This window comes from Herbaspirillum chlorophenolicum (assembly GCF_001189955.1).
GTDB lineage: Bacteria > Pseudomonadota > Gammaproteobacteria > Burkholderiales > Burkholderiaceae_D > Herbaspirillum > Herbaspirillum chlorophenolicum.
The window spans coordinates 1-13,193 of the sequence record NZ_LFLT01000027.1; the positions used below are offsets into that span (position 1 = coordinate 1).

Sequence of the window (13,193 nt, forward strand, 5' to 3'; positions counted from 1 at the left end):
GCTACACTTAAGGAACAGTAATGAAACCTCTACGCCATCTCGCACTCGCGTCCCTGCTCGTTCCGTTGTTCGGGCAGGCCGCGCCCCTCAAGGTCAACGCTGCGCGCAGCAGCGTCAGCGCCGTGTTCAAGCAGATGAACGTTCCGGTCGAGGCGAAGTTCAAGCAGTTCAACGCGCAGATCGACTATGACGCAAAGCGTCCCGAAGCCGCAAAGGCGCAAGTGAACATCGCGACGGCCAGCCTCGACATCGGCGACCAGGAGTACAACCGCGAGGTCGGAAAGAAGGAGTGGTTCAACGCGGCCCAGTTCCCGCAGGCCAGCTTCGTCTCCACCGCCATCAAGCCCGCCGCCAATGGGACGCTTGCGGTCACCGGAAAGCTGACGATCAAGGGCAAGACTGCTGACGTCGCCTTTCCGCTGACGGTCAAGGCCGACGCCCCAGACAGGTATTCGAGGGTCAGATTCCGATCCGGCGCCTGACTTTCGGCATCGGCGAGGGTGAGTGGAGCGACACCAGCATGCTCGCCAACGAAGTCCTGATCAAATTCCGCGTCACAGCGGGCAACCAGTAATCTCAACCAAGGAAATAACCCACATGAACATCAAGCACATCATCGCAGCCGCCTTTGCCATCAGCGCCGCCGGGAGCGCACTCGCCGCCGACACCTATGCGATCGAGCCGAACCACACCTTCCCGAGCTTCGAGGCAGACCACATGGGTGGGCTGTCGGTCTGGCGCGGCAAGTTCACCAAGACGAGCGGCAGCATCACGCTTGACCGCAAGGCGAAAACCGGCAGCGTCGACATCACGATCGATGCCAGCACCCTCGACTTCGGCCATGCCAAGATGAACGAGCACGCCAAGGGTGCGGACATGTTCGACGTCGCCAAATTCCCGACGGCGACCTACAAGTCGAAATCGATCACCTTCAAGGGCGACCAGCCGTTCGAGGTCAACGGCGAACTGACCCTGCATGGCGTAACCAAACCGGTCAAGCTGACGATCAACCAGTTCAAGTGCATTCAGCATCCGATGTTCAAGCGCGAAGCCTGCGGCGCCGACGCCTCGGCCAGCTTCAACCGCAGCGACTTCGGCATCGACTACGGCGTGCAGATGGGCTTCAACCCGACCGTGAAACTGGCGATCCAGGTCGAAGCGCTCAAGCAGTAACAAGCTTTGCTGGTCGCCAGCTCCGCTCCGCCGCCGGGAGGCCGCTATTTCATCAGCCAGCGCCCGGCCAGGCGGATCAGGAAGGGCATCAGCAGATACACCATCAAACCTGAAATCATCAATGCGGTGACGGCTGCCACCGCCAGGCCCGGCAAACCCGGGACAATCCATGCCGCCATCGTACGGATTGGTGGCGGCAGGAGCACCGTCAGCGGATATACCGCAAGTGCGGACAGCATCCATTGCTTCCAGCGCCTGGGCTGGCGCCGTCCGGATGGCGGGGTGAACCAGAACTCGGCATCATGGTGCACGTGAAAGCGATCGTCGCCGGCCAGTCAGGGTTCGGCAACCTTCAGCAGCGCCTGACGCACCGGCGAGAGCAGCCAGGCGTGCGCGGTTTCCTTGTCGACAAAACGCAGGATGATGACGTACCTGGAACCGGATTCGACCGGACGTATGATATCCGTCCCCAGATAGCCTGCGAAGCGCTGGTGCGCGGCCGTGGCATCGAGAAGCCAGCGCTCGTAATCGGCACGATGTTCGAGACGAACATCGTGCAGGATCACGCTGGTTGCAATGTCGCTCTCAGACTGCTTCGTCATGCATTCCTTCCATGTGCTGGACGCTTACCGCATGGGCCCGATCAGAACGGGATGATGGCCTTGACCCAGAAGGCCTCTCCATCGGAGCGGTTGCGCACACCCGACTGACGCTCGTACTTCGCACTGAGGAACCAGCCGTTCTTGCTCTGGTACTTCACGATCGGTCCCGCCGCGAAGGCACGGCCCCTGTTCGCAGGCACGCTGCTGCCTGTGACGTCGTCGTCGGAAACCTGGCGGTACACATACCCGCCAACCCCGGCCACCCAGCCATTGCCAAGGCCCCAGCCGAGCGCATAGTCGGCATGCAGTTCCTGGCCGGACCGGTAATCGGTATCGCCATTGCGGAAATTGTAATCGTACATCAGCTTCACGTCGGCGTTGATTCCCGACGGCTGCGCGTAAGAAATCGCTATCAGCGGCTCGACATTCCAGTAGTTGCGGCCGATGTTGGCAACGTCGCCGCGTTCATACTTGCCGGTAGGTGCGTTGACCTCGAAGGCGACAACATAATGGAGTTTGTCCGACACGTGATAGCCAAGCGCTGCAGCGAGGTTGATGTCCCCTATTCCGGTCTTGCTCTGCGCATTCGGGCCGACGCGGACGTCGACATTCAACAGCGGAACGATCGTTTGGAAGGCCAGCTGGCCGCCGAATACCCTGGTATCGCTCACCCAGACAAAGCGGGGCACGATACCCGTCACGTCCGCGCGAAAGCCGCCGACGGCCGCAGCGATGTCATTGCCGCTGTCGTCCCGCAGCGCCGTCGCATGGTAGCGGGTGCCGTATACAATCGAATAGAAGCCCGGCGGCGGCAGCGCCCCTGACAGGAAGTTTTCGACGCCGTTGGCATAGATGCTGCCCCCGCCTTCGGTGGCAAAGACAGGGCTGCACAGCAAAGCGGCCAAGGCGGCAAGGGCGTGCGTCGTTCGCGGCAGCATGCGGCCGCGTGTGTGGTTCGTCATGATTGTCTCCTGACTATTCTTGGGATCGGCGGTGGGGCGCTGGTCGCCCGGCACCGCCGTGGAGGAAGCGCAGCGGAAAACGTAGAACGGATAGTCCTGCATCTCGGGCTCGATGGTCACCCACTTAAGTTCGGTGAACTCGTCGATGACGGCGCGGCCGTCGAAGCGGCCATAGCCGCTGTTTTTCGTGCCGCCATAGGGTGCCTGCGCTTCGTTCTGGACCGTGGCGCCGTTCACGTGCACGCATCCGGCATCGATCCTGAGGGCGACCGCCAGCGCACGGTGCACGTCACGGCCGAACACTGCCGACGACAGGCCATAGGCCGTATCGTTGGCGACGCGGATCGCTTCCTCGGCGCCGTTCACGCGTACGACAGTGGTGATCGGGCCGAAGGTCTCTTCGTCATAGATGCGCATGGCGGGCGTCACCTTGTCCAGGATGGTCGCCGGCATCACTGCGCCATCGGCCATTCCGCCGCATACCAGGACTGCCCCCTTGCGGACTGCATCGTCGATCAGATCGTTCAGGCGCGTGCCATTCTCGGCCGTGACCATCGGGCCGATGACGCAGCCCGGCCCTGCGGCAGGATCGCCCATTTTCAGCGCGGATGCGCGTGCCGCGAATTTGGCGACGAAATCGTCGGCCACCTTTTCGTCGACAACCAGGCGCTCGGTCGACATGCAGATCTGCCCTTGGTACAGGAAGGAGCCGAACACGGCGGCCTTGACCGCGCCCTCAATATTGGCATCGTCGAGCACAACCAGCGGCGCCTTGCCGCCCAGTTCGAGCAGGCAGCGTTTCAGCTGGGTGGCAGCCTTCTGCGCGATGATGCGCCCGACCCGGGTCGAGCCGGTGAAGTTGATGCGGCGGACGGCCGGGTGGGCAATCAGCGCATCAACCACTTCCGGTGCATTGTCCGGGTCGTTGGTCAGGAAGTTCAGGGCGCCCGCCGGCAGGCCGGCTTCGAGCAGCGCCTCAGCGACCATCAGGTGCATGCGCGGGCTTGCCTCGGAGGCGCGGAAGATGACGGTGTTGCCGCAGGCGAGCGGATACGCGATGGCGCGGGCCGCCAGCACCACCGGGCCGTTCCATGGCACCATGCTGAGCACCACGCCAACCGGCTGGCGAACCGTCATCGACAGTGTGCCCGGTTTGTCGGTCGGGATGGTTTCGCCCTGGATCTGCGTAACCAGGGAGGCGGCCTCGCGGAACAGGTTCGCGGCCAGCATCACGTTGAAGCCGCTCCAGAGCTCGGAGGCGCCCACCTCGCTGGCCATGACCTGGATGAATTCGGGCACCCGCGCTTCCAGCGCGTCAGCGGCCTTGAGCAGGATCTTGCGCCGCTCGGTCGGGCTGGTCAGCGACCAGGTCTTGAAGGCCGCGGCGGCCGACTCCGCCGCCTTGATGGCGTCTTCGACGGTGGCCGCGGCTGCTGTCGTGACGACGCTGCCGGACACCGGATGCATGCGGGCGTAGGTCGCACCGCCGCGGGCGGCGACATGTTCGTTATCGATAATCAGTTGGGTTTTCATCTTTTGTCTCCTGGTTTGAACGTGGTGTCACCGGTAACCGCAGCTCTGGCAGCAGAACGTAGAAGCCGGTAACGATAAATGCCTGGTGCGGGGCGCTCAGGCCTCGGCTTTCAATATCTCGGCCATCCGTTCGCCAATCAGTACGCAGGTCGCCATCGTCGCCACCGACACGATGCGCGGCATGATCGAGCTGTCCGCGATCCTCAGCTTCCTGATGCCATTCACGCGCAGGCTCGGGTCGACCACGGCAAGCGAATCCTTGCCCATGCGGCAGGTGCCGCTCTCGTGGAAATAGGTCGTCGCGCCATTGCGGATGAGGTCGTTCATTTCCGTACCGGCAAGCTTCCTGGCGGGCGCCACCTCGCGCTTCGGTTGCGAGCTCAATCCTGATCAACATCGCGCCCAGGCCTGTGAGAAACCCATTTTCTTCAACCAGCCGCCAGCTTGCGCGCCCGCAGCCGCGCGAAATTCATCGCCACCGCCACTGCCCCCAGTGCAGTAGGGAGGTAGGAGAAACAGGATGGTCAAAACCATCAGAAACCACCCGGAAAGCCTCGCCAATCCTCACGAACCGCCCGAAACACAAAAACAATGATTCCCGGACAGTTTCGGGATAAAAGTACGGAAAAAATAGGCAAAGGCCGGGAGATATTCAGCGACGCGTTGCGGAATTAATCCCACTTTGAAGCCCGTTTGAACGATCAGCGAATGCGATTCAAGACAAGCATCAGGTGATCGTCGATAACTTCACCGACCAGCGTTGCGTCGGAGCCGGGGAAACCGATCAGCGGTCGGGCCGGGATACCTGGATGCACCACGCGCTTTCTAACCAGGCCGCCGAAGGCCAAAGCCTTTGCCGTCTTCGGCAGAATTGTGTAAGGCGATCCCTTCGGGCCGTAGGAGCCGGTGCCGAAGTGATGCCAGAGCGCTTTCTGATCGCTGAAGCCGAGAGTGAGCGTGTCGCCGTTCACCTGGTAATTGAAACTCCCCAGCATGTCACCATTGCCATAGAGAATGCGGCGGCCTTTAACCTTCTGTGCCGAGGCCAGGCTCATCTGGCCGTTCTTGCGGAATTTGTCACCCTGGGACTTCCATACCGCCGTGCCGATGGTCATCGGAGACAGCGGCTTCCATTTGGTGCCATCAGGGGCAACGCCCTTGGCGTGGCGTTCCTCATTGACGATCTTGAGCGTTTCCCCGATGCTGCCGAGCATTTGAGCCGGCGTGGCAATCTCCCTGCGGATCACTTCAAGTGCCCTGGTCAAATGATCTGCTTGTAAATCGAAAGATATTTGCATATCCTATGTCCTGTGTTCGGTCAGACTGCGTTTCGGCGCTACTGCACAGTATCCGAGGCACTCAAACGCGGCCCAAGTGGTCGCGTTTTTCATTTCTTGAATACCAGCCTGCCGTTACGCTGCTTGTCGAAATAAGCCTCACGCGCTTTTTCCGTCTTCTGCGAGCTCATGAAGGTGGTCGCGCCGGTCCAGCCTGTTTTTCCCCACTCGAAGACGCCAACACCATACTCATCGGAGCCTTCCAGCTCGAACGCCCGCAGATAGCGACGCTTGAGCCGCCAGCGGCCAGCGTCGCCGCCATCTTTTACCCATGTCCACCAAATTTCATCCGGTTCAATCAAGGTCATGGCCAGCATATTGATGTACTCGAGGCGTGATGCCTTGTCGGGCTTGCTCAACCATTTGAATTCACCCGCGCCGTCCTGAAAAAGCGCCTTGGTGACCGCCAGCGAACTCCCGGCGCTGTCCGTAAAGACCGCGCCTTGTTCCATGCTGGCTCCGAACACGTCGAGAAAATCAGACACGGCGACTTCCGGCGCTGTACCGGCTGGTAGCAACACGCTTTTCGGCACCATCGTCGGCGTAGGCAGTGACGGCGGCTTGAACCCTGTCGGCCAGGCCGCGCCGCGCTCTTTTAGAACCGCGTCGTATCCCTGAAGCGGTGGAACGGTCTGCGGTTCGAGCCAGGCTTTACCTGGGTTGTACGCAAAGCCTGGATCAATGCCAACCGGCGTGCGGACAAGGCGCGGTGCGCTGCCATTTTTGCCAACAACGCGCTCTTCCCATTCGATAGGCGGCGCTTCATCGGGGCCGCTCTTGCCTGCACCTTCCCAGGCGCGGGCCGCTTCCGTGCGAGACAGCGAATCGACTTTGCACTTGCAGCCCCAGCCGTTTTGCGGCATGTGGCTATCAAACCAAGGATCATCGGCAGGCAAGATCAGGCCATCCCACGAAAGATGTGTCATGCGCGGATGCTCGGTGCTGGTATGCCGATATCGCCAGAATGGGCGCAGGTGTTTTACCGCCATCATTTGCTTGTAGCGCCCGGCGCTGTACGCCTGGCTGATATTCGTGTCGTAAATCACTTTGCTGCGCCAGCCCGGCGAGCCGTTATGCGCCCATCCGTGCTTCGCCACAATTTCATCGAACTGCTTGCGGAACGCCGGATAGCCGGTGCCTTCTGTTTGCACCTTCCGAATGGCGTTGTAGAAGTCTTCGACCAGGGCGTCATGGGTTGCCCCGGCCACGACATAGGCGTGGCTATGTTGCTCCTGCCAGATATCCGTCCAACCCGACGATGGGAGTTGGATTTTCTTCTGGAAGAAATCGATGGCTTCGGAGAATGGCAAGCGGTCTGGAGATGTGGCCATGTTCAATGTCCAGTCGATTGCAGTTGACGCATGCGGTCGCGTAGCCCTTCAACTGTCCAGGGGCCGTCCGTGCTTGGAGGATGACATGCATCCAGGCCAGCGCCGTCAATCTCAGCCTTCATATTATCGAGGGCCATTGCAACCTGCGGAAACTCCGCCAGCCAGCGCCGATACTGTTCCCATGTGACGCGTCGACGTTCCAATTCCCGCATTTCTGGACCCGCAATAAGCCACTTCAGGCGGATCAGCACTCCTGATAGATTCGACATAGCAGCTCCTATTGACCGTCGGTTATATCGGCGCGGCCCGCCAACTCGGCGGCGGCCATGCCCAGCGCCATCGTCTCAGCCCATTGCGGATGCACTGCCCGCAATGCTTCAATCTTGGTCAGCGCTTCCTCGAAATCACCTGATTCCGCGACGATGGCCGCGATCTGCTGAATCAGCATTTGCTCCTGTGGTGCGCACAGCGCCGCCAGTTGGGCGGCATATGGGCCGGTCACATCTTGTTCGCCAGTTTTGGACAGCATGGCCAGACGCACCAGGTCCGCCTTGCTGGCCGGCTTGGCGTCCGACTTTCCCGACGCGACAAGAATCTTCGCGTCTTTCTTGGCGCGTGGAATCTGCATCGCCTTGTGCGCCCAATCGATGTCAATTTCCATGCCCATGTCCGCGCTCTTGGTCAGCACGTCGGCCATTTTTCCCTGGTCGACTGTCTCTTCGGTCAGGTAGCAAAATGTCGGCAGGCGATCTTCGGGGAACATCCCATTGATCAATGCAACCGGCCTCACCAACTGGCGATTGATGGTCGGCTCAAGCTGGCGCGTGTCATGCAGCATGATTTCCCGGCGCACCTTGTCATGAATCTGGCCGAGGGCATTAGTGCTGCTCTTGCCGTCCGCCTGGCTGGTCAGCGTGCCGCCCAGGATCGCGATGGATTGCTTGCGCTCCCAATAGTCGACCGCGCTCAGAAAGTCGCTGACGTTGCCGCTCATCGCCTGGACAAAATCGATTTTCATAGTGTCCGGCACCACGCCCGCGCTGTCGTTGCCGATGTTTCTCACGGCGCGCAACAGTTCGTCGCGCTGCTTTGCACTGATCCCGGCAGGATATTTACCCAGGCGCAGCGGCATGCCGTAGGTTTCAAGGAAGCGTTGCATGTCCCGGACGTTGTACGCCTTGTATGCATAGGTCCAGGCCAGCACGCGGAACAACGCGGCTTGTTCGATGTAGCCCGACTTTGCATGATGCTCATGGACGATCCAACCCCACTCGCGCAACGGTTCTGGAATGCCCATTTTCAGATACTGAATCGTGCCGGATTCCCGCTCAATCTGAAGCATGCGTTGGGGAACCCATAGGAACTCTTCGGGAACCCAAGTGCTACCGGTTTTCCATTTGATTTCTTGGGCCGAAACGCCTTTGCCTACGGCATCCGTCAAGTTGAATTGCGCACGCTCGAAACTCGGCGTCTTGCGAAAAATGTCCGCGAGCTCATTGGTGCGGTCGATTTCGGACTGGCTGGCGTCGGTAGGCGGATCGATTTTCCAGCCAAGCCCGGTCACAGCACGTCGACGTTTGGACAGCTCGGCGAAGATATGCGTGTCCTGTTCCTCGATCAGCTCAAACAGCGCCGCCTGATCCGTGATGTAGCCCTGATCTGCAACCGCGAACGCCTGCGCCAGCCTGGACGGATCGAGCGTGGTCACTGAGTTGTAGTTCAGTGTGCCGTCCTGGCCGGCGCGTGGACCTGCTTGCAAAATTTCCAATCCCTTCGTTGCAGCCTTGCTCAACGCCGCCTTGATCTCTTTAATCATCGTCATTCCAATCATCTTCATTGCCGCGTGAGCGGCGGCTTGTATTGCGGAGTGACCGCCTCGAACTGGCGGCTGAGATGTATTCCCACTCAACCGCGAATCTGATTGCCAGCCTCCATAACTTTTCCAGGGCGTCGGGGCCGTCGTCGTGATCGGCTTCCGGCCAGAACTTGAGCTGTTCGATCATTACGCTCTGAGACCTATGCAAGCGAATCTTTCCGTTGTTGACGTGCGGTTGCAGAGAGATAATCCGCAGCTCCTTTTCAACGTCTTCCGGCATTGCCAAGCCAGGGAACGCAATGGCTTCCAGTGCTGCGCGCTTCAAGAGTTCGGTGTACATGAATTCCTGAAACTGCACGGTCTCAACGCCCCATTGAAGGCAGTGATATTCCTTCTGGTACTCAATCGCTCGAGAGATGATCAAATCCGGCACACGGCGGCAGATATCGGCTTCCACCAGGTCAAGCACCATCGTTTCCCGGTTGAGGCCGCCGACCAGAATCGCGGACGGGTCGCGTTTCTTGTTCTTCTTTCCAAGAGACGGATCGATAGCACCGAAGTAGAGCCAGTCGTTGCGATGGTCGACCCAGAATTGCACGGTGCGAAAAGGCGCTGTTTCGTCGTTCCCGGCCTCGTTCTGTTGTTCCTGGTTGAACGCATCGTGGTCGACGGCGCGCATGCACATGAGGCGATACAGTGGGCGGACCTCTGGCCAGGACACTACGGCACCCGCATCCATGTCAGCCTTATTCGCCTCATAGAACGCCAGTGCTTCCGCCTCGGCAGCTTCCTTGGCGTCGTCGTCGTCGCTCGCCGTGGTGTAAATGCCTTCCCACTTTTCCCACAAGTCCATGCGGTCAGGCCAGGTCATAATCGACTTGAACACCCTGCGTCGCCAACCAGGCTTACGCGATACCCGATTGATCGCGGCGTCATAGTGCAAGCTGGTGCCGGGCCAAAAGACATCCATGCCGCCGCCAGGACCGGCCAGGCCAAGAACCGCTTTCAATACAAAGCTTTCGACCTTATCGCGTTGTGCCTTGTCGCGCACGTTTTCATCGTTTTCCAGGTCATCCAAAAAGATCAGGTCCGGGCGATGTGGGCCAAGGTTAAGTAATGTTCGCGAGCCGTACCGACCTCCTGGCGCGTAGCAACGCCCAGCGCCTCGGCCAGTTAGCCGTCCCGGCTGACATGGACATGGTGCCGGACGAGGCATTGCGCCTGGCGATTGATGACGGCGATCTGAGCGGCTACACCCAGGCGGAACAGGACGCGCTGGCCCTGGCGCTGGCGGCTATCGACAACGCCCTGGAAGACGCTACCGCCCTGGTGCTGTCGTATGGCATCCCGGCGACGGTGCAAACCGCCTTGCTGGCCAGGATCACGTCCACCATTGCCCTGTACTACCTGCAAGGGGCGGAACACATTACCGATGACATCCGCAAGGCATACGACGATGCCGTGGACAAGCTCAAGGCCCATGCCAAGGGCATATTGAATCTGCTGCCCATCGACGAGTCGCAGCCTGCGCCCAGCGACGATATGGCCATCATCGAAAGTCGGCCAGGCCGTTACGGCGCGCGCCGTCGCCACGGAGACGATTGTGATTTCTCTTAGTCCGGTTATCGCGCTGCTTGAGCCGAAGCCGAATGGCTTTTCTGAAATCTGGTTTCGTGATGTCAAGGGCGCGGCGGAGTTTGCCCAAGTCCCGCCGACAGCACTACCGCTACCGGCATGTTGGATTGTGCGGGCGTCGGACAAGGTGCAGCACGCGGGCGAGCGTGCCGAAAATGTCACCTTGGCCTTCGACGCTGTTATCGCAATTGAAAACGTCCGCGTGCATAAGAGTCGCGGCGAGACCGACGACAAGCTGTTGAAGTACCGCCGCGCCGTCTATGACCTGTTGCTTGGCTATGAGATCGGCGATGTGCGTCCGATCAAGTTCGCAGGCGGCCAGGTGCTTCAGTACACCGATGGCGATATTTATTGGCGCGACCGCTACGAGTTCGACGCCTTGATTACCAATTATTTACCCGACCCGCCCGGATATGGCGACCTCAACTACACAGGAGAAAGACCATGAGCATTTCGTTTAGTGAAGTGCCTGACGCACTGCGCTACCCCGGCGCATACATCGAGATCGACGGCAGCCAGGCCGGGCTGGGCAGTGGTTTGCCTACCGTGCTCCTGGTTGGCCAGAAGCTGCCAACAGGCACAGCGCCAGCCGGCGAGTTGATCCGCTTGTCGGGTGTCAAGGATGCGCAACTGAAAGCCGGCGAAGGCTCGATGCTGGCACAGATGGCCGCTGCCTACCGCAAGGCCGACCAGACCTTCGACTTGTACATGCTGCCGTACGCAGACAATGCGGCGGGCGTGGCGGCACATGGGACGATCACCGTCAATGCACCGGCAACGGATGCAGGCACGCTGGCGCTGTATATCGCTGGTCGCCCGATCATGGTTGGCATCAACAGCACCCAGGACGAAGCAATGGCCGCGACTGCCATTGCCGCCGCCATCACTGCCGCTGGCATGGATATCCCTGTTATCGCGACGGTCGAGGATGCCGTGGTGACATTGACGGCGCGGCACAAAGGAACGTGCGGCAATGCCATCGATATCCGCCTCAACCTGTTCGGTGAAGAAGTCCCCGCCGACCTGGGATTGAGCATTACCGCCATGACAGGCGGTACGGGCGATCCGATTGCCGGCGATCTGGTGGCGATGACCGGCAAGCTGATTTACAACTACGCCGGCCTGGGCATCAACGACGCAGCGACCCTGGCGGCATGGCATGCCGAAACGCAGCGCCGTCGACGCGTGCCGATGCAAGCGGGCTTCCGTGCCTTCACGGCACATCGCGGCGACTTCGATGCCGCTGCCTCGTTCGGCGAATCGAAGAACTATGAGCACATCGCCGACCTCTCGCTTGAGCTCAATCCACCGACCACCTGGGAAGCAGCCGCAACCCTGGTATCGGTCGCCGCGCCAAGCCTGAATAACAATCCGGTGAAGTCCCTGGAGGGCTTGCAATTGCCAGGGCTGAAAGCGGTGACCTATCACGACTGGACAAACTCCAACAGTCTGCTGTTCAAGGGCATGAGCGTGATGGAAGTCGGCAAGGACGGCTCTTGCTCAATCAAGCGTCTGATTTCGATGTACCTGTATCGGCCTGACGGCGCCACCGATGACGCCTACCTGGACATCAACGCTTCCGAGGTTACCGAACGCATCCGCACCGAACAGCGCAACGCAGCGATTCAACGGTTCCGTGGGACGGTGGCGGCAAAGACCAACGAAGGCTTCCGTCCTGGCTTGCCGATCACGACCGAAGACAGCGTGCGGGCGTTGCTGCTGTCGGTCTACAAGAATGTGCTGATGGCCGAGAAAGGTTGGGTGCAAGCCTACGACTACTACAAGAGCACGTTGCTGGTGGAACAGGATGCGACCAATCCAAGTCGCTTCAACTTCCAGGACGATCCCGTGATCAACTCGCCGTTCTATATCGTGGCCGGCCATTCGCGCTTCCGCAAGGCGGTCCCGCTGTTCTAACCGGCAAGCGGGATCTGATACATCGAATTTACATCTGATTTGAAAGGGTTTTTAACATGGCACAACTGACCAACATCCGCACCGTGTCCGTGCCTTCCATCGGCAAGCTGCCGCTGGCGGACAAGCCAGGCACGTTCACGCCCAGCGGCACCAAGCGCGAGCATAAGGCCGGACGCCTGCCGGAAGACGGCGGTCATACCGAGTCCGGCCAGCCCGCAAAGCTGGAGCTCAATCTGAACCTCACGCCTGGCGTCGATATCACTGCGATCAACGCTATCGTCGACGAGGATGTGACGGTACGCCTGTCCGATGGCAAGGTGCATATGCTGAGTATGGCTTTCGTGTCCGACCCTGTTCCGGTCGGCGATGATGGCGGCTCGAAAATCACCATCATGGCCAACACGTCCGAACCGATCTAAGGAGAACGACATGGCAAATTTGACTCTCAAATACCCTCTGACTTTGGGCAAGACCAGCATCAAAAAGCTGACCTTCCGTGACTACACGGTCGCAGGCGATTATCTTTCGTTCGACGTGCGGGGCGGCGTCGCGCAGCGCATCGCGTTGATCGCCAGCCTGACCGGCACGGACGAAGAGATCGTCAAGCAGTTGCGCGGTCCCGACTACCAAGCGGCGGCGAACATGGCCGACGCGATGATCAACGCCGACGAAGAGCAATCGACCGGGAATACCGCCGATCCAGAGGAATCGGAGGAAGACAAGGCAAAAAAGCAAGGGTCGCCCGCATCCTGACCGCTGTCGGGCTGGTGGCGCATGGTCTGCATCAACCTTTGCCGATCATCGAAGCCATGTCTCTTTCCAAGCTGTTCGTCATGGCCGAGATTGCCGCCGCACTGACAGGGAAGAAATTTAGTTAGCACCTGACC

General features: G+C 60.0%; 15 protein-coding genes and 2 pseudogenes. 7 read left to right on the forward strand and 10 right to left on the reverse strand.

All coding sequences use genetic code 11. From position 1 onward, the window contains the following. Nucleotides 1-20: 20 nt before the first annotated feature. Both AKL28_RS15940 and AKL28_RS15945 read left to right on the forward strand, forming a co-directional pair. Nucleotides 21-574 (forward strand): annotated as a pseudogene (locus AKL28_RS15940) (YceI family protein). Between the two features lie 23 nt (nt 575-597). After that, nucleotides 598-1,173, forward strand: coding sequence for a YceI family protein (locus tag AKL28_RS15945; protein ID WP_034303217.1), 576 nt, complete (start codon nt 598-600; stop codon nt 1,171-1,173). Nucleotides 1,174-1,217: 44 nt separating this feature from the next. Here the strand turns inward: AKL28_RS15945 and AKL28_RS15950 are convergent, their stop codons facing one another. The 10 genes and pseudogenes from AKL28_RS15950 to terL form a co-directional block, all read right to left on the reverse strand. Then, a complete protein-coding gene (locus tag AKL28_RS15950; RefSeq protein WP_155835296.1) occupies nt 1,218-1,484 on the reverse strand; it encodes a hypothetical protein in 267 nt (88 codons plus the stop codon). Nucleotides 1,485-1,508: 24 nt separating this feature from the next. Continuing rightward, the gene (locus tag AKL28_RS15955) at nt 1,509-1,775 is read right to left on the reverse strand and encodes an antibiotic biosynthesis monooxygenase (protein WP_050469154.1); all 267 of its coding nucleotides are present in this window, start codon (nt 1,773-1,775) and stop codon (nt 1,509-1,511) included. 41 nt (nt 1,776-1,816) lie between these two features. Continuing rightward, nucleotides 1,817-2,839, reverse strand: coding sequence for a SphA family protein (locus AKL28_RS25085; protein ID WP_306411267.1), 1,023 nt, complete (start codon nt 2,837-2,839; stop codon nt 1,817-1,819). Next, nucleotides 2,822-4,270, reverse strand: a pseudogene (locus AKL28_RS25090) (aldehyde dehydrogenase); the annotation flags it as partial. The pseudogene AKL28_RS25090 and the gene AKL28_RS25085, both read right to left, overlap by 18 nt. 96 nt (nt 4,271-4,366) lie before the next feature. Next, complete coding sequence (locus tag AKL28_RS15965; protein WP_269432196.1) at nt 4,367-4,630, reverse strand: GMC oxidoreductase; 264 nt, start codon at nt 4,628-4,630, stop codon at nt 4,367-4,369. A gap of 341 nt (nt 4,631-4,971) precedes the next feature. Beyond that, nucleotides 4,972-5,568 carry a phage virion morphogenesis protein gene (locus tag AKL28_RS15970; RefSeq protein ID WP_050469156.1) on the reverse strand — a complete coding sequence of 199 codons (597 nt, stop codon included), beginning with the start codon at nt 5,566-5,568 and terminating at the stop codon, nt 4,972-4,974. 89 nt (nt 5,569-5,657) lie between these two features. Continuing rightward, on the reverse strand, nt 5,658-6,938 hold the full coding sequence (locus AKL28_RS15975; RefSeq protein ID WP_050469157.1) for a PBECR2 nuclease fold domain-containing protein: 1,281 nt from the start codon (nt 6,936-6,938) through the stop codon (nt 5,658-5,660). A gap of 2 nt (nt 6,939-6,940) precedes the next feature. Next, entirely contained in the window at nt 6,941-7,207 is a 267-nt protein-coding gene (locus AKL28_RS24515) for a hypothetical protein (protein ID WP_061286694.1), read from the reverse strand. 8 nt (nt 7,208-7,215) lie between these two features. Further along, nucleotides 7,216-8,754: a DUF935 domain-containing protein gene (locus AKL28_RS15980; protein WP_050469204.1), complete on the reverse strand. Its 1,539-nt coding sequence runs from the start codon at nt 8,752-8,754 to the stop codon at nt 7,216-7,218. Beyond that, entirely contained in the window at nt 8,747-9,832 is a 1,086-nt protein-coding gene (terL, locus tag AKL28_RS15985) for a phage terminase large subunit (RefSeq protein WP_231602463.1), read from the reverse strand. The genes AKL28_RS15980 and terL overlap by 8 nt, the downstream gene beginning before the upstream one ends. A 38-nt stretch (nt 9,833-9,870) precedes the next feature. Between terL and AKL28_RS15990 the strand changes: the two genes are divergently transcribed. Genes AKL28_RS15990 through AKL28_RS16010 form a run of 5 tightly spaced genes read left to right on the forward strand, consistent with a single transcriptional unit; the run spans nt 9,871 to nt 13,059 of the window. Then, complete coding sequence (locus tag AKL28_RS15990; protein ID WP_050469158.1) at nt 9,871-10,371, forward strand: phage protein Gp36 family protein; 501 nt, start codon at nt 9,871-9,873, stop codon at nt 10,369-10,371. Then, the gene (locus tag AKL28_RS15995; RefSeq protein WP_050469159.1) at nt 10,358-10,837 is read left to right on the forward strand and encodes a phage tail terminator protein; all 480 of its coding nucleotides are present in this window, start codon (nt 10,358-10,360) and stop codon (nt 10,835-10,837) included. The genes AKL28_RS15990 and AKL28_RS15995 overlap by 14 nt, the downstream gene beginning before the upstream one ends. Next, nucleotides 10,834-12,306: a phage tail protein gene (locus AKL28_RS16000; protein WP_050469160.1), complete on the forward strand. Its 1,473-nt coding sequence runs from the start codon at nt 10,834-10,836 to the stop codon at nt 12,304-12,306. The genes AKL28_RS15995 and AKL28_RS16000 overlap by 4 nt, the downstream gene beginning before the upstream one ends. Nucleotides 12,307-12,362: 56 nt before the next feature. Continuing rightward, entirely contained in the window at nt 12,363-12,725 is a 363-nt protein-coding gene (locus AKL28_RS16005; RefSeq protein ID WP_050469161.1) for a phage tail tube protein, read from the forward strand. Between the two features lie 10 nt (nt 12,726-12,735). Further along, on the forward strand, nt 12,736-13,059 hold the full coding sequence (locus tag AKL28_RS16010) for a phage tail assembly protein (RefSeq protein ID WP_050469162.1): 324 nt from the start codon (nt 12,736-12,738) through the stop codon (nt 13,057-13,059). The last annotated feature ends 134 nt before the right edge of the window (nt 13,060-13,193 follow it).